Consider the following 22,319-nt stretch of genomic DNA (forward strand, 5'->3'; position numbering starts at 1 on the left):
CGCCTTGGCGACGTAAAGCGCGCGATCTGCGCCGGAAAACAGCTCACTGAAGCCCAGTTCGGCCACCCCTTGCGAGACACCAGCAGATACGGAGACCGAAACGGAGCGGCCGGCGATCGCAAGTCCCATGCCTTCAACCGAGGAGCGGATCGCTTCGGCGATCTCCATCACCCGTTCGGTGCCCTGCCCGGTCACCAAGACGGCAAACTCCTCGCCGCCGATCCGGGCAACCGCCTGGTCGGGGCCCAGAACGTCCGTCAGGCATTTTGCCGTCTGGATGATGACGTCATCGCCCGCCTTGTGGCCGAGCGTGTCGTTGATCGACTTGAATCGATCGATGTCGAGCAGGATCAGGGCCACCGGGCCGCGTGCCGCCTCGAACGCATCGAGAAACGCGCGCCGGTTCATCAGGCCCGACAGCATGTCAGTTCGGCTCAACATTTCGAAACGCTGTCGCGAGACGCCGAGATCATAGATCGCGAGGCCGACAACCGAATAGGCAATGACGGCGACGATGAAGGACACCGGCGGCGTGAGCATCGTCGCGACCATCAGGGCCGGAACCAGCGGATAGGGAAGCAGCCCGAGAGCAACCAAGACGAAATGACCGATGACATTCAGGCCATAGGCAAAGATGGCAATCTTGGCTGCCATAGCAGCAGCCTTCCACAGCACCGCCTGCCGCGAGGAAAACTCGCCAAGCGTGAGCTGCCGGATTACCCAGACATGCACCAGATCAAACATAAAACTCCCCGAACCTTCGGGGAGCCTAATGGAATGGTGTTAAAACTTCGTAGGGCACAATCACGCTTCGGGCGGAAGCACGCCCATGAAGGGCTTCACCTCACGACCGGGCATGAAGATGCCGAGACGCTTGATTTCCCATTCGAGCTTGATGCCGGAGGTCTCGAAAACTCTCTGGCGCACGGTTTCGCCGAGATATTCGAGGTCGTAGCCCGTGGCGTGGCCCACATTGATCATGAAGTTGCAGTGAAGCGACGACATCTGTGCCCCGCCGATCATCAGCCCGCGGCAACCGGCCTCGTCGATCAGCTCCCAGGCGGAGTGCCCTTCCGGGTTCTTGAAGGTCGAACCGCCGGTCTTCTCCTTCACCGGCTGCACCGTCTCCCGGTGATGACGCACGGCATCCATGTCGGCGCGGATCTTCGCCTTCTCTTCCGGATAGCCTTCGAACACGGCGCTGGTGAAGATCAGGCCTTCGGGCGCTGCCGAGTGACGATAGCTGTAGCCCATGTCTGCATTCGACAGGACATGCACATTGCCTTTGCGGTCGACGGCCTCGACCTCAACCAGCCGCCCGGCGGTATCACCGCCATTGGCGCCGGCATTCATGCGAACAGCACCGCCGATCGAGCCTGGAATGCCGTAGTAGAAATGGAAGCCGCCGATATTGTTGTCCATCGCCATGGCGGCGATGTGCTTATCGGGGCAGATCGCGCCGGCACGAATGCGGTTCTCGCCAGCAAGCTCAACCTGGCCGAAGCCCTTGGCAGACAGACGAATGACAACACCGGGAATGCCACCGTCGCGTACGAGCAAGTTCGATCCGACGCCGACGACGGTGAGCGGAACCTCTTCCGGCAGCAGCTTCAGGAAACTGGTGAGATCTTCGACGTCATGCGGCCGGAACATCAATTCGGCGAGGCCGCCCGCCTGAAACCAGGTGACCCGGTCCATCGGCGCATCAGGCGTCAGGCGCCCCTTGAGATCGTTGACCCCTGGGCCGAGCGAGGCCAGAAGCTTTTCCCCATCCACCTGTTTCATTCAAGACTTTCCCGAAATTGCATCTAGTTCCGTCGGCAAGGCAGCAGCCCACTGGGTGATGTTGCCGGCCCCCAACAGGACCACGAAATCGCCCGGTTGTGCAATGCCCGCGACGAGTGAGGCAAGCTGATCGGGCGCGGCGAGATAGCGCGCATCGCGATGCCCGCCCGACTTGATGCGGGAGACCAGCGTCTCCGAATCAACGCCATCGATCGGATCCTCGCCTGCGGCATAGACCGGCGACAGGAAGATCGTATCGGCATCATTGAAGCAGTTGGCGAAATCATCGAAGAGGCTGGCAAGGCGCGAGTAGCGATGCGGTTGATGAACGGCAATGATCCGCCCCTGGCAGGCCTCGCGCGCAGCCTTCAGCACGGCCTTGATCTCGACCGGGTGGTGCCCGTAATCATCGAACACCTGCACGCCGTTCGAGGCACCGGTCAACGTAAAGCGCCGCTTGACGCCGCCGAAGCCGGCAAGTCCCTTCCGGATACCCTCTTCCGAAATGTCGAGCCGGTTGGCGACAGCGATCGCTGCACAGGCATTGGAGATGTTGTGCCGGCCCGGCATGGGCAGCACGAGATCCTTGAAGGTGAACACCCGGCCGGTGCGGCGACGGCGGATTTCGACGTCGAAGATCGAGCGCGTGCCGTCGAGACGCACATTGGAAAAGCGTACATCCGCCTGCGGGTTCTCGCCATAGGTGATGACCTTACGGTCTTCGATCTTGCTCACCAGCGCCTGCACTTCCGGATGGTCGAGACACATCACGCCGAAACCATAGAACGGCACATTCTCGACGAACTGGCGGAAGGCCGCCCGTGCATTGTCGAAGGTGCCGTAATGGTCGAGATGCTCGGGATCGATATTGGTGACGATCGCGACATCCGCAGGAAGCTTGAGGAAGGTGCCGTCGGACTCGTCCGCCTCGACGACCATCCACTCGCCCTCGCCCATGCGCGCATTGGTGCCATAGGCATTGATGATGCCGCCATTGATGACGGTCGGATCGAGATTGCCGGCCTCCAGCAGAGCCGCGACCATCGACGTGGTGGTCGTCTTGCCATGTGTTCCACCGATGGCGATCGCATTGCGGAAGCGCATGAGCTCAGCCAGCATTTCAGCCCGGCGGACAATCGGCAGCAGTTTTTCGCGCGCGGCGATCAGCTCCGGATTGTTCTTCTTGATCGCGGTGGAAACGACAACCACCTCGGCCTCGCCAAGGTTTTCCGCCTTGTGGCCGACGAACACTTCGATGCCCTTGGCGCGCAGACGCTGGACGTTTGCGCTTTCGGCCTGGTCAGACCCCTGCACCTTGTGTCCGAGATTGTGCAGCACCTCGGCGATCCCGCTCATCCCGATGCCGCCGATCCCGATGAAGTGGACGAGGCCGATGGATTTCGGCATTTTCATTGTGTGGCTCCCTTCGACTGGGCAATGCCCTTGCCGGCGGCAATAGCCTCAACGAGGTCTGCGAGCAAGCCGGCAGCGTCAGGCTTGCCCGTGCTTTTCGCGGCAGCCGCCATGGTCGCGAGCCTCTCGGGCCCCTCCATCGCCTTGGTCAGAAGGTCGGCGATCCGCTCGGCCGAGAGCTCCGCCTGAGGGATCACCTGCGCTCCACCCTGTGCAGCCAGTGCTGCGGCATTCGCCGCCTGATCGTGGTCGAGCGCATGCGGATAGGGGACGAGAATGCTCGGCCGCCCGATGACGGCGAGCTCGGAGACCGTCGATGCACCCGACCGGCAGATGACGAGATGCGCCGCGGCAAGCCGCTCCGCCATATCGGTGAAGAAGGGGGCGACTTCGGCGCGGATGCCGAGGGTCGCATAGCTGTCGATCACCTTCTGACGGTCCTCAGGGCGCGCCTGTTGCGTGACCACGAGCCGTTGGCGCAGGGCATCCGGCAGGAGCCGGATCGCACCGGGAATGGCGTCGGAGAAGAACTGCGCGCCCTGGCTGCCGCCGAAGACGACGAGGTTGAATGCGCCACCGGCCGTCGACGGCATATAGGCCTGAGCCGAGGCCGCAATGACGGCTGGTCGGACAGGGTTGCCGGTCAGCACCATCTTGGCTGCATGCTCGCCGCTTGGCGACAGGAAACCGCCCGCAATCGCGCGCACCCGGGACGCCAGCAACTTGTTCGCCCGCCCCATCACGGCGTTCTGCTCATGGACAGCCGTTGCAACACCGAGGCCGGCTGCGGCAAAAACCGGCGGCACGGTCGGATAGCCACCGAAACCGATGACGGCCTTCGGCTTCAGCCGGGTGACAAGTGCACGCGCCTCGCGATACCCGCGCCAAAGAGACAGAAAGGCCTTGATGACAGAAACCGGGTTCTTGGAACCGATCGTGGCCGAAGAGACGGTGTGCACTTCGTCCGCCGGAAAGCTCCCTGCATAACGTTCCGCACGCCGGTCGGTCACCAGATGCACGCCATAGCCGCGCGCCTTCAATTCATGCGCCAGCGCTTCGGCCGGAAAAAGATGGCCGCCGGTTCCCCCGGCGGCGAGCAGGACGATGCCCTTATTCATACGCTTTTACTCCGCGGGCACGCCAGCCACCGATCGGAACAGGCTGCGCTCCTGGGCACGCTTTTCCGGACGGCGGCGGGTCAGCGCCAGGATGAAGCCGGCCGTGACGCAGATCGCCGTCATCGACGATCCACCATAGGAGATGAGCGGAAGCGTCATGCCCTTGGCCGGCAGAAGTTCGAGATTGACGCCGATGTTGATCATCGACTGGACGCCGAGCAGCAGCACCAGGCCGGAGACTGCCAGACGGTTGAAGTCGTTGCGCTCTTTATAGGCGTGGCTGAGGCCGCGGAGCACGAGGAAGGCAAAGATCGCAACCAGCACCATGCAGAAGACGATGCCGAACTCCTCTGCCGCGACCGAGAAGATGAAGTCGGTATGGCTGTCCGGAATGATCCGCTTGACGATCCCCTCGCCCGGCCCCTGACCGAACCAGTCGCCGCGAATGATCGCCTCGCGTGCCGTATCCACCTGGAAGGTATCGCCCTCGCCGGTCAGGAAGCGGTCTATTCGCCCCGCGACGTGCGGCAGTGTCATATAGGCCCCGAAGAAGCCGACGCTGCCGAGAACGCCCAGGACAACGATCCAGAGCCAGGGCATGCCGGCCATGAAGAACATCGCACCCCAGACGCTGCCGATCAGGATGGTCTGACCAAGGTCGGGCTGGGCGATCAGCAGGGCTGCAGCGATGCCGAAAAGCAGGATCGCGAAGAGGTTGCCAGGGATCTCCGGCTGGCGCGCATGTTCGGCGAAGAGCCAGGCGCAGATCACCACGAAGGCGGGCTTCATGAACTCAGACGGCTGGATCGACATCCCGGCAAGCGTCAACCAGCGCCGCCCGCCTTTGACTTCCATGCCGATGAACAGAACGAGCACCATCATGATCAGCGAGCCGGCAAGGATCAGCATCGCGACCCGTCTCACCTGCCTCGGCGAGAGGAAGGACAGGCCGATCATCACGCCAAGTGCCGGCAGCATAAAGAAGGCGTGACGCTTGACGAAGTGGAAACTGTCGAGCCCGAGGCGCTCGGCAACGGCCGGAGACGCCGCGAAGGAGAGCATCAGCCCGATCCCCATCAGGAGAACGAAGATGATCAGGAACAGACGGTCGATCGTCCAGAACCAGTCTGCGATCGGTCCTCTCTCCACGCGGCTTACCATCTCATTCGCCTCCTGTCGGCATCTCGATCAGCATCGTCACACCTTCAAGACCCGCGACATGCGTCACGAAGGCATCACCGCGAACCTCGAAATTCTTGTACTGGTCGAAGCTCGCGCAAGCCGGTGACAGCATCACGGCGGAGGCTTCGCCATCCTGATCGGCATCGGCTGCGGCATGTGCCACCGCGCGCTCCAGACGGTCCGAAATCTCGTATGGCACGCGGTCACCGAGTTGCGCGGCAAACGCCGAAGCAGCTTCACCGATAAGATAGGCCTTCACGATGCGCGGGAAGAGTGGTGCGAGGCTTGCGATGCCACCTTCCTTGGGAAGTCCGCCCGCAATCCAGTAGATCCGCTCATAGCTCGACAGCGCCGGTGCGGCCGCATCCGCATTGGTCGCCTTGCTGTCGTTGACGAACAGCACCTGGCCGCGCCGCCCCACGGGCTGCATGCGATGTTTGAGCCCCGGAAAACTCTGCAAGCCCTTGCGGATCTCGCCTTCCGACACCCCAACCGCAAGGCAGGCGGCGATAGCAGCGCAGGCATTCTGCGCATTGTGGCTGCCGCGCAGCGTCTGGATGGCACTGAGATCAACCAGAGGCGCAGACGCACCGCTGTCGGCCCGCATGATGCGTGACCCTTCCGCATAAAGACCATTGGCCAGCGGCTGGCGCTTGGAGATCCGGATGACCTTCGTCCCTGCCCGCTCGATCCGATCGCCGATCAGCTCGCAATAGCTGTCATCGATACCGACGATCGCGGTCTTTGCGCCGGCAACGAGACGTTCCTTGACGTCGGCATAGTGCTGCATGGTTCCGTGACGGTCGAGATGATCGGGCGTCAGGTTCAGCAGGATGCCGGCAGTCGGATTGAGCGTAGGCGCAAGGTCGATCTGGTAGGACGAGCATTCGACGACGAAGAAGCGGCCGTCCTTCGGCGGATCGAGCGTCAGAACCGCACGGCCGATATTGCCGCCGAGCTGCGTGTCCCGACCACTCGCCTGCAGAATATGGGCGATAAGCGCCGTCGTCGTCGACTTGCCGTTCGTGCCCGTGATCGCGATGAACGGGCAGTCCGGCGCATGCGCGCGGCGCTCGCGCACGAAGATCTCGACATCGCCGATAATCTCGACACCGGCCGCCCGGGCAAACCCGACCGTCCAATGCGGCTTCGGATGGGTCAGCGGCACGCCGGGTGACAGCACGAAGGAGGCAACGGAGGACCAGTCGATTTCGCGCAGATCCTGGGTCGGCACGCCCTCGGCCGCCGCGCGCGCGACGCTGTCGGGATTGTCGTCCCAGGCGATCACGTTTGCCCCGCCGGCCTGCAGCGCTTTCGCCGTCGCGAGCCCAGACCCGCCGAGCCCGAACAGCGCGACGGTTTTGCCCTTGAACGTGGTGGCCGCGATCATCGCCGCCTCACCGCAGTTTCAGCGTGGAGAGGCCGAGCATGGCAAGGCCGACCGCGATGATCCAGAAGCGGATGACGACCTGGCTTTCGGTCCAGCCGAGCTTCTCGAAATGGTGGTGGATCGGCGCCATCAGGAAGACCCGCTTGCCGGTCAGCTTGAAATAGCCGACCTGGATGATGACCGAGAGCGTCTCCATGACGAAGAGGCCACCGATGATCGCCATGACGATCTCATGCTTGGTGGCAACGGCCACCGAACCGATCAGGCCGCCCAATGCCAGCGAACCGGTATCGCCCATGAAGATGGCGGCCGGCGGCGCATTGAACCAGAGAAAGCCGAGACCGGCACCGATGACGGCGCCGAGAACAACGGCAAGCTCACCCGTGCCCGGCACGAAATTGATCTGCAGGTAATTGGCAAAAACCGCGTTACCGGCGAGGTAGGCGATGACGCCGAACGACGCCGCCGCGATCATCACCGGCACGATGGCAAGACCGTCGAGACCGTCGGTCAGGTTCACCGCATTGCCGGCCCCGACGATGACGAAGCCGCCGAACAGCACGAAGAAGATCCCGAGATCGACCAGAAAGTCCTTGAAGAAGGGAAAAGCAATCGAGGAGCCGAAGGTCGAGCCCTGCGGGCCGGAGCTCAGCGCCGTCGACATCATGAAGTAGACCGCGATCCCCGCGATCAGGAACTCGATGCCGAGGCGAGCCTTGCCGGAGAAGCCCTTCTCCGTCTGCTTGGTCACCTTGAGATAGTCGTCATAAAAGCCGATCGCGCCGAAGCCGAGGGTCACCAGCAGCGTCGCCACGACATAGACGTTCGACAGATCCGCCCAGAGCAGCGAGGACACGACGATACCCGCGAGGATCATCAGGCCGCCCATGGTCGGTGTTCCCGCCTTCTTGAAATGGGTCTGTGGCCCGTCGGCGCGGATCGGCTGCCCCTTGCCCTGTCGCACCCGCAGCGACGCGATGATGGCGGGACCAAAGAGGAACACCACCAGCGCCGACGTGAAGAGCGCCGCCCCGGTCCGGAAGGTGATGTAACGGAAGAGATTGAAAAACTGAAGGTTGTCCGCCAGTTCCACAAGCCAGATCAGCATTGGAGCCCTTTCAAAAAGCCCGGATTAAAAGTGGCGCTCCGTGTCGGGGAATGCCGGATACTTGTCAAGCAGAGCCGCAACGATCTTGCCGAAACCGATACCGAGAGAAGATTTGACCATAACGACGTCGCCAGCACGGACCTCTGCGGTCACGAGATTGACGAGTTCATCCGTCGTTTCGAAATAGACGACATGCACGGTCTCCGGCAAAGCATCCCGCAGGGCCACCATTTCCGGGCCCGCAAGCCAGACATGCTCGATGCCGGAGGCGAGAAGCGGACCGGCAAGCTCCGCATGAACGCTGGGGGCGAACTCGCCCATCTCCAGCATGTCGCCGAGCACGGCAATCCTGCGTCCGTCTTCGCCCGGCTGCGCGGAGGCAAGGACCGCAATTGCGGCACGCATGGATGCCGGGTTGGCGTTGTAGCTTTCGTCGATCAGGGTCAGCGCCCCCTCGGGCATCTTCAACCGGTGCCGCTGGCCGCGGCCCTTCACGGCAGAGAGGCTGGCAAATGCCTCGATCGCGGCATCGACATCAGCACCCACCAGTGACACCGCCGCAAGCACCGCCATAGCGTTCTCCGCCAGATGACGGCCCGGTGCACCGATCGTCACTTCACGGGTCTCGCCACCGAAGGACACCCAGACGGTCGAAAGCTCCGCCGCGCCATCGAATTCCGCGAGGCGGAACTCTGCCTTCGCATGTTGGCCGAAGCTGTGGATGTTCTCCACACCCTGCGCTAGCGCCGCCTGTTCGAGACGCTCGTAGTAGGGATTGTCGCGATTGAGGATCGCGTCACCGCCGTTCACCACGCCCTCGAAGATCTCGGCCTTGGCATCGGCGATTTCGTCGACACTGGAGAAATTTCCAAGATGCGCCGGTGCGATCGTCGTGATGATCGCCACATCGGGCCGCACCATGCGCGACAAGGGGCCGATCTCGCCGGGATGGTTCATTCCGAGCTCGAAGACGCCGTAGCGCGTATCGATCGGCATCCGGGCGAGTGTCAGCGGCACGCCCCAGTGGTTGTTGAAGGAAGCGACGGACGCATGCACCTTGCCGGAGGGCGCAAGCGCCATGCGCAGCATTTCCTTCGTGGTCGTCTTGCCGACGGATCCGGTCACGGCAATCACTGTCGCCGGCGTCCGGTCGCGGGCGGCCATGCCGAGTTTCTGCAGACCGACCAGCACATCCTCGACCACGATCATCGGAACGGTCAGTCGGCCCAGGGCCGGCAGCTTGGCTTCGCTGACGACGAGCAGAGAGGCGCCATTGGCAATCGCTATGCTGGCATAGTCGTGGCCGTCGACGCGGTCACCCTTGATGGCGAAGAAGGCCTCGCCGGGCGTGATCGTCCGGCTGTCGATCGAAATACCAGTGACCCCCATCGGCAAATTGCCGAAGGGCCGACCGCCCATGGCGGTCACCATTTCACGCGCAGTCCAGAGCAGGCTCAACGGTCGAACTCCTCCAAGGCTTTGCGGACTTCCTCATGGTCGGAAAACGGATGGGTTTCCGTGCCGACCGTCTGTCCTTCCTCATGCCCCTTGCCCGCCACGATCAGCGTATCACCGCTGGACAGCATGGCGACGCCCGCGCGGATTGCCTGAGCGCGGTCGCCGATCTCGATGCCCTTGGGCGTTGCCGCCATGATCTCGGACCGGATGGTCGCCGGCACTTCCGTGCGCGGATTGTCATCGGTGACGATGGTGATATCGGCGAGCCTGGAGGCGATCTCGCCCATGATCGGCCGCTTGCCCTTGTCGCGGTCGCCACCGCAGCCGAAGACCACGATCACCCGGCCGGTGGTGAAGGGACGCACGGAGGTCAGCACATTCTCGAGCGCTTCCGGCTTGTGGGCGTAATCGACATAGGCGAGCGCTCCGGCCCTGGTCTGTCCGACCAGTTCGAGACGGCCGGAAGCACCCTTCAGGTGCTCCAGCGCCTTCAGGGCGACAGCGGGTGCAACCCCGGTCGAAATCGCAAGGCCCGCCGAAACCAGTGCATTGGCGATCTGGAAATCACCCGCGAGGGGGATGTGGACCTCGTAGATCTCGCCACCATGATGCACTTCGGCGACCTGCTTGTGGCGGAAATGCTCGACACGCTTCAGGCTGAGGAAATCGCCCTTGCGGCCAACCGTGCGCACGTCATGTCCGGAGGCCTTCGCCACCCGGATGGCTTCGTTCGACCACGCATCGTCGGCGAAGATGACGGCGGGCGCGCCCTTCGGCAGAAGCGTATCGAAGAGACGCATCTTCGCCGCCATGTAGTCTTCCATGGTCGGGTGGTAGTCCATGTGGTCACGGCCGAGATTGGTGAAGCCCGCGGCCGAAAGGACCACGCCGTCGAGGCGGCTCTGATCGAGGCCGTGGCTGGAGGCCTCCATGGCGGCATGGGTCACGCCTTCATCGGCGAGTTCACCGAGCAGCGTGTGCAGCGCCAGCGGATCCGGCGTCGTCAGGGAGCCATAGTCGTTGCGACTTGGCGAGATGACGCCGGTTGTACCGATCTGCGCCGCCGCATGCCCGGCTGCCGCCCAGATCTGGCGCGTGAAAGAGGCAACAGAGGTCTTGCCAGCGGTACCCGTCACCGCAACCATGGTCTTCGGCTGTCGTCCAACGTAACGAGCAGCGGCAAGCGCCAGGAACCGGCGCGGATTGTCGACAGTGATGACCGGAATGGACGTGTCGACGGCATGCGATGCGACGATGGCAACGGCACCCTTCTTGACGGCCTGCGCGACATAGGCCGCGCCGTCTGCCTTGGATCCGGACAGGGCGAAGAACACGGTACCGGGTTCGACCTTGCGGCTATCGGCCGACAATCCGCGAACCTCGACGGACGCAGCGCCAGCGGCTGCCACCTGTTCCCCAAACTCCTCGCCAGCCAGTGCACCCAAAAGCATTTTGCAGTCCATCCTTCCGGGGCAAGTTACGCGAATCGCCCCGCCTGTAGTCGATCTGATCAATAAGAGACGAGCAAAGCTGAGCCGTCTTCCCCGAAAGTGGGTTCTACACCAAGAATTGCGGCGCTTCTTTGAATGATCTCTTTCATCATCGGAGCGGCTGTATAGCCTGCAGTCGGTCCTCCGTTGTCATCGCCGCTCTTCGGTTCGTCGATGAAAGTCAGAACCGCGTATTGCGGGTTGGAGATCGGAAACGCGGCGATGAAGGCGTTGAAGTTCTTGTCGTCGGAGTATCGGCCGTTGACGACCTTTTCCGCCGTACCGGTCTTGCCGCCGACGTCAAAGCCATCCACACGAGCGCGGCGCCCGGACCCCTTGGTACCGTTCCAGTCGAACAGGAAGCGCATCTCGTCACTGGTCTTCTCCTTGATGACGACCTGCGCCAGCGCATCCGCCTGCTCCTTGCTTCGCGGCAAGAAGGTGGGGGGAATCAGTCGCCCCCCGTTGACCAGGGCTGCGACCGCAACCGCCGTCTGAAGAGGCGTGGTCGAGACGCCGTGGCCGAAAGAGATGGTGACCGAATTGATCTGCTTCCAGACGCGGGGCTGCGTGGGCGTCGCGACTTCCGGCAGCTCTGTCTCGATCTTGTTCAGCAAGCCCAGCCGGGTGAGAAACGCTTGGTGTTCCGAGATCCCGACGGCTTCCGCCATCCGTGCCGTGCCGATGTTCGACGAATACTGGAAAATTTCCGGAACGCTGAGGATGCGGTTCTTGCCGTGGAAATCCTTGATGGTGAAGCCGCCGATGCGGATGGGATAGCGGGCATCGAAGCTGTCGCTCATCCTGACCTTGCCGGAGTCCAAAGCCATGGCCGTCGTGAACGCCTTGAAGGTCGAGCCCATCTCGAATGTCCCGTTGGACATTCGGTTGAGCCATCCTTCCTGCGCGCCCTCGGTCGGCTTGTTCGGATCGAAGTCCGGTACGGACGCCATGGCCAGCACTTCGCCGGTGTGCACGTCCAGCACAACAGCCCCCGCGCCGATGGCCCCATATTTCTCCACGCTCCGAACCAGAGTGTCACGGACCAGGTTCTGCACGCGGATGTCGATTGAGAGCCGGACCGGCTCGAGCGGCGTGTCGCTCGTCATCCCGAGCGCTCTGAGCTCCGCCATGCCCTGGCTGTCGATATAGCGCTCCATCCCGGCCATGCCGCGATTGTCGATATTGACGAAGCCGACGATATGCGAAGCGGTGGGACCACCCGGATAGAAGCGGCGCTTTTCCGGACGGAAACCGATCCCGGGAATGCCGAGCGCCAGGATCTGGCTCTGCTGTTTCGGCGTCAGCTGCCGGCGCAGCCACTGGAAGCGCGAGTTGGAAGAGAGCTTGCGATAGGTGTCCTTGACGTCGAGGTCCTTGAGCACGGTCGACAGGCGCTCGACCGCCTCGTCGGGGTCGACGATCTTGTGCGGCTCGGCAAAGAGCGAAACGGTGCGAATATCCGTCGCCAGCACTTCGCCGTTGCGGTCCAGGATATCGGGACGCGAGGCCATCAGGCGGTCGGCCGGAAGGATGCTTGAGACCGTCTCGGGCTGGGCATGGCCATACTGCACAAGGCGTCCGCCGATGATGGCATAGACCACGCAGAAGCCGGCAATCATCAGGCCCACACGGGTCTTTGCCATCTCGGTCTTGCGCTTGCCGGCGCCCTTGAAGGTCGCACCACTCACCACGGCACCGCCGCGCTGCACGTCGGTCGAGAAATGCGCCTGGCTCTTCAACAGCATGATTCGCGAAAGAAAGGTCATCAGCGGTTCACCGATCCTGTCGTGATGAGGTCCTTGATGGGGTCGGAAGGAGCCTCGGCACTCAATGCGGGCGCATCCTTGTCCTCGCCTTCCGGAACCGGAAGCTGATCCTTCGGCATCGGCAGCTCCATCGGCCGCGCCAGCTGGGTGGGTTCGGTCGGCACGAGCTGCAGTTCGGCGGCATAGGCCTCGACCAGTCGCTCCAGCCGGTTCGGCTGGGTCAGAAGTGCCTCGTCCGCCTTCAGGAGATCGATCGTGTCCTTCTCGAGCTTGATCTCGGCCTCCAGGCGACGCACTTCGGCGGCCTTGTTATCCGTGTCGTGCTTGATCTGGTAGGTGACGGTCGCGGCCGTCAGCATCGCACCGATCATGATGAAATCGAGGGGTCTCAGCACGGTCAGCCTCCGATCTTTTCGAGAGTGGCAAGGTCTGGCAGGTCGAAGATCGACATGTCGGCGCGCTCGGCAGGCGCCGAGGTGCGGATGCCGGCGCGCAGCTTTGCGGAACGCGCGCGGGGGTTGACTTCCGCCTCGCTCTCGCTGGCTGCGACCATGCCCTTGCCGACCGGTTCGAAGGTTGCCGGGCGCGCTTCCACCATGGGAAGATGGCGCGAACCTGACGCCTTGCCGGACCGCTCGGAGAAGAATTTCTTGACGATACGATCTTCCAGCGAATGGAAGGTAACGACGACAAGGCGACCACCCGGCTTGAGCGCCCGCTCGGCCGCAAACAGCGCCTGCGCGAGCTCGCCGAGCTCGTCATTCACGTAGATGCGCAGGGCCTGGAACACCCGCGTTGCCGGATGGATCTTGTCCTTGGCCTTGCGCGGATTGACGCTCTCGATGAGGTTGGCGAGGTCGCGAGTCGTCTGGAACGGCTCGTTGACGCGACGCTTTTCAATGGCGCGCGCGATCCGCCCCGCATGCTTTTCCTCGCCGAGAAAGCCGAAGATGCGAATGAGATCGGACACCTTGGCACGATTGACGACATCGGCAGCCGAGACGCCCGAAACGGCCATGCGCATGTCGAGCGGGCCGTTCTTCTGGAACGAGAAGCCGCGTTCGGCCTCATCGATCTGCATGGAAGAAACACCGATATCGAGCACGACACCGTCGAGCCCGCCTTCCGGCGCATAATCGGCGAGATTCGAAAACTCTGTGTGATGCAGGCTCAGCCGGCCACCGCTCGAGGCAACCAGAGCCTCACCGCCGGCGATCGCCTTCGGATCGCGATCGAGTGCCACGACATGAGCACCCTTGGCGAGAATGGCAGACGTATAGCCGCCGGCTCCGAACGTACCGTCGAGAATGACCCTGCCGGTCTCAGGCTCAAGGGCCTGAAGAACCTCTGCGAGAAGAACCGGAATGTGGCGAACCGGTCCGCCATCGGCATCGGAAAAACCTTCGCCAAAGTTCGCCGCCATTCCGTTTCCCCGTCTTTCTAGGTGCGCAGGCCCCGCTGCCTGACCACCTCTCTGGCTCGCGCCTGCGCCTCGTGAAACGCCTGCGGCTGCCACACCTGAAAATGATCCGACCGACCGACGAAACAGACCTCCGAGGAAATCCCCGTGAAATCCCGGATGAAATCCGTCACCGCCAATCGCCCCTCGGCATCGAGTCGCGTGAAGACGCCGCCACCATGAAGGAGCAGCGACATCTCGTTTGCCTCCAATGCGAAGGGATCCTCGGCCGCCACTTTCCGCTCGTACCGCTCGAGCAGATCCGGACCACCGATATTGATTGCCGGATAGACGAAATCCTGGAGACAATAAAGCTCCTGAATTCCGCGCTGCACCAGCACGGCGCGAAACGCCGCAGGGACGGAAACCCGCCCCTTCGCATCGATCCTGTTTGTCGCATTGGACAGGAAGCGGCTCATCACTGACAACCGACCTCCCCTTGAACGAAGGGCCGATCAGAGACCCTCGGATACACATGGATACGCCAGCCGAAACACCCGCAACACGCTCTCGCGAGACGCGAGAGGAAGCGTTGAATTCACGGGACTTCGGGGATGAAACGACCCCCGTAACGGCATGCAATTGGGATACCATGGGACAATATGGGCGTCAATGGGAGCGGTCGGGAAGAGCCCCTTCCGAGATTCAAATATTGATAGGCGGTTAAGCTTAACGAATGGTTAGAAAGCCCTGTTTTCCGTCGGCTTTTCCGCTCGATCTGGCTTGAGCGCGGTTGGCGGCCGAACACGGCGTTCCTGCCGTGTTTTCAGAGGCTTCGCGCCACATGTCGAAAGGGAAGGATTTTTTGCCAGTTGGCCTGTAAGCCGGGTTCTGTATGGCTCCGGTTTCCCGGAACGTGGCAGCCATTCATCTGGGACAGCGTTTGCACGCTGCCTCGCGCAACCCACCCGGATGACTGGCCCGGAAACAGGCTGTAGCAACGCTTTCGCGCCACCCGCGTCATCCCTATTCGGTCTTGCTCCCGGTGGGGTTTACCATGCCGTCCCTGTCACCAGCGACGCGGTGGGCTCTTACCCCACCCTTTCACCCTGACCTCGCATGCGAGGCGGTTTGCTTTCTGTGGCACTTTCCCTGAGGTCGCCCTCGCCGGACGTTATCCGGCACCGTGTTTCCGTGGAGCCCGGACTTTCCTCACCCTACCGCCTTTCGGCATTGGTAAAGCGCGGCTGCCCGGCCAACTGGCAAGGGGTCCTTAGCCGACCCTTGGAGCGATTGCCAACGAAAAGCGAGAAAGACGTACCACTTGGCCGCTTTTGGTGAATCAGTCTCTGAACACCGGACGGAAGACATCGCCATAGGCCTCGTCGATGATTCGGCCATGCTGGATGAATTCCGCGCCGAGACGGCCGATCTCGTCCGAACTCTTCGCCGCCGCGCCGCAACCGCCGGTGAGAACCGCAATATGGTCGCTGGCGAAGCCGATGGCCGGATAGTTTTCCGGGGTAAATGAGGTCACGCAAGCCGCCATGGAGAGCGGTGCGTCGGCCAGCGTCGGCACGAGATCGGAGATGATGCGGCGGAGATGATCGCGCGTCGTCAGCCGTCCGCCGCGCCGGAACCAGGCGCGGATCTCCGGCTCTGTCTCGAGCTGAAGATCATCCGGGTCGCCGCCGATCTTGAGATAGGTCTTGCCGTCAGGATAACGCACCGGCGGCAGGAGGTAGATGTGGTCTGTCGGATCGTCAGGCTGGTGGATGAGCGAAGGCATGCCGGCATAGGCGGCGAGATCTTCGTCAGGGATTTCGAAGAAAGCGACCGTGCGCCCATAGACCTTGAGATCGAGCGGGCGCGGCAAGAGGTTTTCGTTGATCGAAAAGCCACCGGCCGCCACCAGAACCCGTTCTGCGGTATAGACCGCGCCATCGTCAGTCGTGACGATGGCAAGACCACCCTCTTCTCGGACCGAAACCGCCGTCCGGCGGATCACCCGTGCACCCGCCTTTTCGGCAAGCAGGCTCTGCGCCTCGACCAACCGGCGCGGATTGACGTAGCCTGCATTCTTTTCCTCGTAGACGCCCTCGCAGTCCGAGCCGAAGTCGAAGTAGCGGAACCGCGACTTCAAGGCCGCGTCGGAGAGCATCTCCACCGAAACGCCGAGTTGGTGCGCAGCGGCCTCGACTTGTCCCACATAGGGATCCTGGCCGCCCCGCTTTGGGCCGACGATCAGGCAACCGACTTCGGAGTAGAAGTCAATGCCGCTCTCGGCCGCAATCTCACCGTAGCGCGCGATCGAGCGGTTCGCGAGCCTCGCCCAGATCGGATCCGAATCGATCGTCCGGGTGATGCGGGCTTCGTCGTAGTGACTGGCAAAGACGCCGTGGTGGTTGCTCCAGTCCGTCGGCTCGTCCGGTCCGATGACCGCGACCCCCTCGCCCTGCAGAGCGAGATACCGCGCGGCCGCAGCTCCCATCATGCCCCGCCCAACAACAATCGACTTGAACCGCTCAACCATGCGTCACCATCCTTACGTTGCGTCCGGTGATAGCACGACGAGCCTCGCTGTCCAGTCGACGCGGGAAGTCGGGCACAGCTCTTTCTCAGTTGCCGATCATGGCGATGACCTTGCCGCAATAGCGCTTGGAGATCGGATTCATGCGCTTGGCGCCATGGCCCGCATTGTAGCGCAGGATCGTTCCGCAGGTTTCCCCGCCACCGAGTTCATGCGCCTTGGAAAGGTACTTCATGCCATAGCGGATATTGGTTTCCGGGTCGTAGAGCCCCTTGGTTTTGCCGCGATAGCCCATGGCTCGCGCGGTCGCCGGCTTGATCTGCATCAGCCCTACTTCACCGGCACTGCCGCGGGCCTTGGGATTGAAGTTGCTTTCCACGCGAACCACCGCATGGGCGAGATCGACAGGAACACCGTAGCTCTTGGCATACTTGGTGATGATGTCGCTGTAGGGGCTTTTCGAGAAAGCGGGCGCTGCCGGATAGCCTGCGTCGCGGGTAATGGTCTTCAGCGGCTTCTTGAAGCGGCTCTCCTCGCTACCGGCAAGCGCGGTCTGGGCGTGAGTCAAAAGCATTGCAATGCATGCCGCAGCAGCAACAAGTCGTCGTGTCATGGGAAGGTTCAGTCTCCGGTCGGGGAACAGGATCGGCGCGCGTCAAAGCGGACGCAGGAATGCGTCGCGAGCCCTTCAGGGGCCGCCCGTTACGGTTCTCTCGAGTTGATGTTTGCGCCGCGTTTCAAGGAAATCGTCGGCGCCGTTCAGCGCGTCCTTTAGAGCGGCCCAATAAGGAAATCGTGTGGCGTCGCAACAAAAGCGTCCGACGCGCGTTGATTTCCTTGGTCTTGAGAACGGCGTTTCGCCTCGTTGCTCACCGAAAACGCGGCAGGCTCGTCAGCAACCGATGAAGCGTCTCGATGGTCGAACTGTCGGCCACGCCGTCAACTTTGGCTTGCCGGAAATGCCGCTGGAAAGCGGCAACGACACCCTCTGTCTGCGGGCAGAATTCGCCGGAAATTTCAATGCCATATCCGTAGAGCGACAGCATCGATTGCAGGGCTTCGACCGGCTGTCCGCGGTCGCCGCGCTGGAAGAAGCGCCCGCCGCCGATGGGCGACGGTTCAACCCAGTGGCCGACCCCTGCCCGGTACAGTTCGTCCCAGGGGAAATTTTCACCCGGATCGACCTTGCGAATGGGGGCTACATCCGAGTGCGCAAGCACCCGTTCAGCCGCGATCCCATGCCGTTCGACGCATTCGAGACACAATTCGATGACGGATTCGATCTGCCGATCCGGATAGTCCGGCAGGCCAGCAGGATGCCCCGCATTGGCAATTTCGATGCCGATCGATCGGGAATTGATGTCGGTTTCGCCAGCCCAGATGCTCTTACCCGCGTGCCAGGCACGGCGGTTTTCCGACACCATCTGTACCACCCGGCCGTCTTCGTGGACGATGTAATGGCTCGAAACCTGGCTCTCGGGATTGCAGAGCCAGGCCTGGGCACCCTCGGCTGACGGCATGCCCGTATAGTGCAGGAGGAGAATGTCGGGGCGCTCTATGCCAAGACGCTCGCCATGGTTCGGCGAAGGACAGACCTCCGCACGCGCATAATCGGCCGTGAAGGTCATGCCGCACGGCGTGCCTTCTCGATCGCCGTATAGGCTGCGTTGAACTTCGCCATGCGATGATTGGCAACGGCGTGAAACTCGGTCGGCACACCGCGGGCATGCAGCCGGTCAGGGTGATGTTCGGCAGCAAGTGCCCGGTAGCGCTTGCGGATCGTCGCAAAGTCGTCGGAGGGCTTCACACCGAGAACGCCATAGGGGTCGCCATCCTGATGGATGTGGCGCTCGGTGATCGAGGCGAAACGTTCATCCGATATGCCGAAGATCTCCGCAATGCGGGCAAGGAAGGCAAGTTCCTTCTCGTGCACGAGACCGTCGGCCTTGGCGATATGGAACAGCGCATCGATGATGTCTTCCAGCACCGGGCAGAACTGATCGCAGGTGCGGCACATGCTCGCGAGATTGTTCGCATAGGTCTCGAAGCCGGCAACGTCCTGGCGGGCGAGATTGTAAAGGCGCGCAACGTTGCGGGCCTCTTCCGGCGGAAATTCGAAGATCTTGCGGAAGGCCTCGACCTCGGCATTCGACACGATCCCATCCGCCTTCGCCATCTTTGCCGAAAGCGCGATGATGGCCACGGAGAAGGAGACGCGCCTGCGTGTTTCCGGGTCACCTTCGAAGGCCGTTCGCACGGCCTCAACGATGCTGCCGATCACGTTACCGGCGGCATCACCGATCGCGCCAAGCAAACGGTCCCAGAATGACGATATTTGTTCGCAGGCGAAATCGAAGATCATGATGAAAGCTTGACCAAATAAGTCCCCAAAAAGCAAGGAGCCATGGCCTCCGCCGCAGATTAAAGTTTCTTCATCTTAAATCCGTTTCGTTGAACACGTACGCCTCGCAAACGGTCCAGCACCCGCGCGCGGCTTATCCACAGTCGGCCAAACGCCCGCATGCCGAATTGAAACGATTATATCCGCCGCGTCCGGGTTCATCCCGACGAAACGCCCGTTTTCCTTGAATTTTTCGCTTTACAGCTGCCACCCGCTGTCGCATCCATTTGCCACCCGAACACCCAGTAGCCGGGCTGCGTGATGCCCGAGGAGGATCGATGGCCAAGCAGAAAGTCGCGATGTTGACCGCCGGGGGCCTCGCGCCCTGTCTTTCGTCCGCCGTGGGTGGACTGATCGAGCGCTACACGGACATCGCCCCCGATGTAGAGCTCGTCGCCTACAAGTCCGGCTTCCGCGGCCTGCTGATGGACTACAAGATCGAGATCACCAAGGAGATGCGCGAGAAGGCGCATGTCCTGCACCGCTATGGCGGCTCCCCGATCGGCAACAGCCGCGTGAAGCTCACCAATGTCGCCGACTGCGTGAAGCGCGGGCTCGTCAAGGAAGGCGATAATCCGCTGCGCGTCGCGGCCGAACGGCTCGCGGCAGATGGCGTGACCATCCTGCATACGATCGGTGGCGATGATACCAACACCACCGCTGCCGATCTCGCTGCCTATCTCGGCGCAAACGGCTACGACCTGACCGTGGTCGGCCTGCCGAAGACGGTCGACAACGACGTCTACCCGATCAAGCAGACGCTCGGCGCCTGGACGGCTGCCGAAGTCGGCGCCCGCTTCTTCGACCATGTGTCAAACGAACAGAGCGCCTCGCCGCGCACGCTTGTCATCCATGAGGTAATGGGCCGCCACTGCGGCTGGCTGACGGCGGCCACGGCGCGCGCCTACATGCAGCGCACCAAGCATAACGAGTACATCGAAGGCTTCATGATGAATCAGGAGCTGAAGAACATCGATGGCCTTTACCTGCCGGAGACTCACTTCGACATGGATGGCGAAGCCGCCCGCCTGAAGGACATTATGGACCGCACCGGCTTCGTGACCCTTTTCGTCTCGGAAGGCGCCTGCATGGACGAGATCGTCGCCGACCGTGAGGCCGCCGGCGAAGAAATCAAGCGCGACGCCTTCGGCCATGTGAAGCTCGACACGATCAATGTCGGCAACTGGTTCCAGAAGCATTTCGCCAAGCTTCTCGACGCCGACCGGTCGATGGTCCAGAAGTCGGGCTACTATTCCCGCTCTGCACCCGCCAACTACGACGATCTCCGCCTCATCCAGAGCATGGTCGATCTTGCGGTCGAAAGCGGCCTCAACAAGGTCTCCGGAGTGACAGGTCACGACGAGGATCAGGGCGGTCGCCTGCGCACCATCGAGTTCCCGCGCATCAAGGGTGGCAAGCCGTTCGATCTGCATACGCCATGGTTCAAAGAAGTGATGGACTATCTCGGCCAGAAGTACCGTCCACTCCATTGACCTTACGGCGGAAAGCTGGCTTCCTCTTGATTGAGGAGTGACTGCCATGCCCTACCCTACCTGGATCGTGTTCGCTGTCGTCGCGGCCACCTTTCTGCTGGTGCCCGGTCGGTCGAAACGGCTGGTCCTGTCCTATGCCATGGCCCATGGCCGCAAGAGCGCCTTCGCCACGGTGACCGGAGTCACGCTTGGCTCCGCAATTCCGGTCGCGCTGGTGCTCGGCCTCTCGTTCATCGTCCTGACGGCGTCACCATCAGGCTTTGTCGTCCTGCAATGGATCGGCCTGGTCTTGCTCATGCTGTTAGCCCTCGGGCTCTCGCGCGCACCGGCGGGGAACGCGCCCATCGCGGACAATGACAACCTGCCGGAAGAAAAGCCGCTGCGAGTCATCGCCCATTGCTTCGGCAGCGAGCTGAAGGATCCACGCAGCAGCCTGCTCGCCGCCGCACTTCTGCCGCAATTCCTGAACCCGACCATGGCTTTCCTGCCACAGGCGATTGCGCTCGGATCGATCTTCATCCTGATGACGGCGGCGACGTCCCTCATCTACGCCCTCATGGCGGAGAAAGTCCGAAAAACCATCAGAAAACATGCGGTTCGCCGGACGATCAACCGCTCCGGCGGCACGGTTCTGATCGCAGCCAAGGCCGTTACGGCAGGCTATCGCAAGATCGCGGCTTGACCGGCATTGGTGTCGAAAGGCTGCCTTTCCGGCCGTAAGCTTGCCGCAATCCCGGGCATAGATTAAGAAATGGAAACGAAGCGCCTGGTGATTTGCTCTGGCCTTCGCGTGCATCACGTAACGGATAGTGGCATGAACGTCAGAACTGACCGCGGCATCGCTCTGTGTATGGCTGCCTCACTGTTGGCTGGACTGGGCGGATGCACAGCGATCGACGACAGCGTCAAGGCAGATCTTGCCTCCGCGCCGGTTGCCAATCCGAAATCACCTGAAATGCTTGCAGCCGCCGCCGCGGAAGCGGCAACGAACCCTGCCGCGGCGACGACGCCCGCGATGACGCAGGCCGAACTTGCGGCCGCAAATCCGGGCCCTGCTCCGATGATCCCGGGAACCGAGACGGCAGCCCCGATCCCGGCCCTGAAGGCATCCGCGCTTTCTGCGACCGCCCCCCAGACCGCCGCGACCGACGCCCTGGCCATGGTCACGAGCCCGGCGCCGACAACGGCCGGCGCTGATCAGATGGCAGCCGCCGCAGCCTCGACCGAAGCAACGCTCACCCCACCAGGCATTGCACCGGCAACGTCAGCTGTTGCAGCCACAGCGGCCGTTGCGCCGGCGGAACAGCAACCGGTCGTCCTTGCCTATGCCGCACCGCTGCGCGCGACGGCGCTCACAAGCTTCGGCGACCCCTTCGACATCACGCCGCCGGGCGCACCGCCCTTGGAGCGTCAGCCGGAGACGGTTGGACCGACGCGTCTCAACGCGCTGATCGAGAAATATTCGAAGCTCTACGAGGTCCCGGTCGATCTCGTCCATCGCGTTGTCCATCGCGAAAGCCGCTACAATCCGGCCGCCTACAGCAAGGGCAATTACGGGCTGATGCAGATCCGCTACAACACGGCCAAGGCCATGGGCTATGACGGATCAGCCGACGGGCTTTTCGATGCGGAGACCAACATCAAATACGCGGTGAAGTATCTGCGGGGCGCCTATATCGTTGCCGACAACGATCACGATCAGGCAGTCCGCCTCTATGCACGCGGCTATTACTATGACGCCAAGCGCAAGGGTCTGCTGCACCTCACCCAGTAAGGGTCTGCA

General features: G+C 62.4%; 20 protein-coding genes and 1 other RNA gene. 3 read left to right on the top strand and 18 right to left on the bottom strand.

Annotation, left to right across the window (positions count from 1 at the left end):
- The 18 genes from FAA86_RS19840 to FAA86_RS19925 all read right to left on the bottom strand — a co-directional run.
- Positions 1-744 (bottom strand): GGDEF domain-containing protein (locus tag FAA86_RS19840; protein WP_136542785.1); only part of this gene is annotated, 744 nt, incomplete at its 3' end.
- Positions 745-804: 60 nt separating this feature from the next.
- Positions 805-1,785, bottom strand: a complete 981-nt coding sequence (gene murB, locus FAA86_RS19845; protein WP_136542786.1) for a UDP-N-acetylmuramate dehydrogenase — start codon at positions 1,783-1,785, stop codon at positions 805-807.
- On the bottom strand, positions 1,786-3,198 hold the full coding sequence (gene murC / locus FAA86_RS19850) for a UDP-N-acetylmuramate--L-alanine ligase (protein WP_136542787.1): 1,413 nt from the start codon (positions 3,196-3,198) through the stop codon (positions 1,786-1,788).
- Positions 3,195-4,316 (bottom strand): undecaprenyldiphospho-muramoylpentapeptide beta-N-acetylglucosaminyltransferase, encoded by a 1,122-nt coding sequence (gene murG, locus FAA86_RS19855; protein WP_136542788.1) that lies wholly within the window; start codon positions 4,314-4,316, stop codon positions 3,195-3,197. Before murG ends, murC begins: the two co-directional genes overlap by 4 nt.
- Before the next feature lie 6 nt (positions 4,317-4,322).
- Positions 4,323-5,477, bottom strand: coding sequence for a putative lipid II flippase FtsW (ftsW, locus tag FAA86_RS19860; protein ID WP_136542789.1), 1,155 nt, complete (start codon positions 5,475-5,477; stop codon positions 4,323-4,325).
- Position 5,478: 1 nt separating this feature from the next.
- Positions 5,479-6,888, bottom strand: a complete 1,410-nt coding sequence (murD, locus tag FAA86_RS19865) for a UDP-N-acetylmuramoyl-L-alanine--D-glutamate ligase (protein ID WP_136542790.1) — start codon at positions 6,886-6,888, stop codon at positions 5,479-5,481.
- A 7-nt stretch (positions 6,889-6,895) separates the two neighbouring features.
- Entirely contained in the window at positions 6,896-7,996 is a 1,101-nt protein-coding gene (gene mraY, locus FAA86_RS19870; RefSeq protein WP_136542791.1) for a phospho-N-acetylmuramoyl-pentapeptide-transferase, read from the bottom strand.
- A 24-nt stretch (positions 7,997-8,020) separates the two neighbouring features.
- Entirely contained in the window at positions 8,021-9,454 is a 1,434-nt protein-coding gene (locus FAA86_RS19875; protein ID WP_136542792.1) for a UDP-N-acetylmuramoylalanyl-D-glutamyl-2,6-diaminopimelate--D-alanyl-D-alanine ligase, read from the bottom strand.
- Positions 9,451-10,905: a UDP-N-acetylmuramoyl-L-alanyl-D-glutamate--2,6-diaminopimelate ligase gene (locus FAA86_RS19880; protein WP_136542793.1), complete on the bottom strand. Its 1,455-nt coding sequence runs from the start codon at positions 10,903-10,905 to the stop codon at positions 9,451-9,453. The genes FAA86_RS19875 and FAA86_RS19880 overlap by 4 nt, the downstream gene beginning before the upstream one ends.
- Before the next feature lie 59 nt (positions 10,906-10,964).
- A complete protein-coding gene (locus tag FAA86_RS19885; protein WP_136542794.1) occupies positions 10,965-12,713 on the bottom strand; it encodes a peptidoglycan D,D-transpeptidase FtsI family protein in 1,749 nt (582 codons plus the stop codon).
- Entirely contained in the window at positions 12,713-13,108 is a 396-nt protein-coding gene (gene ftsL, locus FAA86_RS19890; RefSeq protein ID WP_136542795.1) for a cell division protein FtsL, read from the bottom strand. Before ftsL ends, FAA86_RS19885 begins: the two co-directional genes overlap by 1 nt.
- 2 nt (positions 13,109-13,110) lie before the next feature.
- The gene (gene rsmH, locus FAA86_RS19895) at positions 13,111-14,136 is read right to left on the bottom strand and encodes a 16S rRNA (cytosine(1402)-N(4))-methyltransferase RsmH (RefSeq protein ID WP_136542796.1); all 1,026 of its coding nucleotides are present in this window, start codon (positions 14,134-14,136) and stop codon (positions 13,111-13,113) included.
- 17 nt (positions 14,137-14,153) lie between these two features.
- Complete coding sequence (gene mraZ, locus FAA86_RS19900) at positions 14,154-14,591, bottom strand: division/cell wall cluster transcriptional repressor MraZ (RefSeq protein ID WP_136542797.1); 438 nt, start codon at positions 14,589-14,591, stop codon at positions 14,154-14,156.
- A gap of 385 nt (positions 14,592-14,976) precedes the next feature.
- Positions 14,977-15,375, bottom strand: an RNA gene (gene rnpB, locus FAA86_RS19905) — RNase P RNA component class A.
- A 79-nt stretch (positions 15,376-15,454) separates the two neighbouring features.
- Positions 15,455-16,645: an NAD(P)/FAD-dependent oxidoreductase gene (locus FAA86_RS19910; protein WP_136542798.1), complete on the bottom strand. Its 1,191-nt coding sequence runs from the start codon at positions 16,643-16,645 to the stop codon at positions 15,455-15,457.
- Positions 16,646-16,730: 85 nt separating this feature from the next.
- Complete coding sequence (locus tag FAA86_RS19915) at positions 16,731-17,255, bottom strand: lytic transglycosylase domain-containing protein (RefSeq protein ID WP_113460791.1); 525 nt, start codon at positions 17,253-17,255, stop codon at positions 16,731-16,733.
- Between the two features lie 256 nt (positions 17,256-17,511).
- A complete protein-coding gene (locus tag FAA86_RS19920) occupies positions 17,512-18,270 on the bottom strand; it encodes an N-acetylmuramoyl-L-alanine amidase (protein ID WP_136542799.1) in 759 nt (252 codons plus the stop codon).
- On the bottom strand, positions 18,267-19,004 hold the full coding sequence (locus FAA86_RS19925) for a J domain-containing protein (RefSeq protein ID WP_113460789.1): 738 nt from the start codon (positions 19,002-19,004) through the stop codon (positions 18,267-18,269). Before FAA86_RS19925 ends, FAA86_RS19920 begins: the two co-directional genes overlap by 4 nt.
- Before the next feature lie 317 nt (positions 19,005-19,321).
- Here FAA86_RS19925 and FAA86_RS19930 point away from each other — a divergent pair, with 317 nt between their 5' ends.
- The 3 genes from FAA86_RS19930 (at position 19,322) to FAA86_RS19940 (ending at position 22,310) form a co-directional block, all read left to right on the top strand.
- Positions 19,322-20,536 (top strand): pyrophosphate--fructose-6-phosphate 1-phosphotransferase, encoded by a 1,215-nt coding sequence (locus FAA86_RS19930; protein ID WP_136542800.1) that lies wholly within the window; start codon positions 19,322-19,324, stop codon positions 20,534-20,536.
- Positions 20,537-20,582: 46 nt separating this feature from the next.
- Positions 20,583-21,218, top strand: a complete 636-nt coding sequence (locus tag FAA86_RS19935) for a LysE family translocator (protein WP_136542801.1) — start codon at positions 20,583-20,585, stop codon at positions 21,216-21,218.
- A gap of 132 nt (positions 21,219-21,350) precedes the next feature.
- The gene (locus FAA86_RS19940; protein WP_136542802.1) at positions 21,351-22,310 is read left to right on the top strand and encodes a lytic transglycosylase domain-containing protein; all 960 of its coding nucleotides are present in this window, start codon (positions 21,351-21,353) and stop codon (positions 22,308-22,310) included.
- Positions 22,311-22,319: the final 9 nt, after the last annotated feature.

The organism is Rhizobium rosettiformans W3 (genome assembly GCF_004912135.1).
GTDB lineage: Bacteria > Pseudomonadota > Alphaproteobacteria > Rhizobiales > Rhizobiaceae > Allorhizobium > Allorhizobium rosettiformans.

Bases quoted from the DNA above. Each gene is read 5' to 3' on its own strand.
- murB (WP_136542786.1), bottom strand. From the start codon at position 1,785: ATGAAACAGGTGGATGGGGAAAAGCTTCTGGCCTCGCTCGGCCCAGGG.
- murC (WP_136542787.1), bottom strand. From the start codon at position 3,198: ATGAAAATGCCGAAATCCATCGGCCTCGTCCACTTCATCGGGATCGGC.
- murG (WP_136542788.1), bottom strand. From the start codon at position 4,316: ATGAATAAGGGCATCGTCCTGCTCGCCGCCGGGGGAACCGGCGGCCAT.
- ftsW (WP_136542789.1), bottom strand. From the start codon at position 5,477: ATGGTAAGCCGCGTGGAGAGAGGACCGATCGCAGACTGGTTCTGGACG.
- murD (WP_136542790.1), bottom strand. From the start codon at position 6,888: ATGATCGCGGCCACCACGTTCAAGGGCAAAACCGTCGCGCTGTTCGGG.
- mraY (WP_136542791.1), bottom strand. From the start codon at position 7,996: ATGCTGATCTGGCTTGTGGAACTGGCGGACAACCTTCAGTTTTTCAAT.
- FAA86_RS19880 (WP_136542793.1), bottom strand. From the start codon at position 10,905: ATGCTTTTGGGTGCACTGGCTGGCGAGGAGTTTGGGGAACAGGTGGCA.
- FAA86_RS19885 (WP_136542794.1), bottom strand. From the start codon at position 12,713: ATGACCTTTCTTTCGCGAATCATGCTGTTGAAGAGCCAGGCGCATTTC.
- rsmH (WP_136542796.1), bottom strand. From the start codon at position 14,136: ATGGCGGCGAACTTTGGCGAAGGTTTTTCCGATGCCGATGGCGGACCG.
- mraZ (WP_136542797.1), bottom strand. From the start codon at position 14,591: ATGAGCCGCTTCCTGTCCAATGCGACAAACAGGATCGATGCGAAGGGG.
- FAA86_RS19910 (WP_136542798.1), bottom strand. From the start codon at position 16,645: ATGGTTGAGCGGTTCAAGTCGATTGTTGTTGGGCGGGGCATGATGGGA.
- FAA86_RS19915 (WP_113460791.1), bottom strand. From the start codon at position 17,255: ATGACACGACGACTTGTTGCTGCTGCGGCATGCATTGCAATGCTTTTG.
- FAA86_RS19920 (WP_136542799.1), bottom strand. From the start codon at position 18,270: ATGACCTTCACGGCCGATTATGCGCGTGCGGAGGTCTGTCCTTCGCCG.
- FAA86_RS19925 (WP_113460789.1), bottom strand. From the start codon at position 19,004: ATGATCTTCGATTTCGCCTGCGAACAAATATCGTCATTCTGGGACCGT.
- FAA86_RS19930 (WP_136542800.1), top strand. From the start codon at position 19,322: ATGGCCAAGCAGAAAGTCGCGATGTTGACCGCCGGGGGCCTCGCGCCC.
- FAA86_RS19935 (WP_136542801.1), top strand. From the start codon at position 20,583: ATGCCCTACCCTACCTGGATCGTGTTCGCTGTCGTCGCGGCCACCTTT.
- FAA86_RS19940 (WP_136542802.1), top strand. From the start codon at position 21,351: ATGAACGTCAGAACTGACCGCGGCATCGCTCTGTGTATGGCTGCCTCA.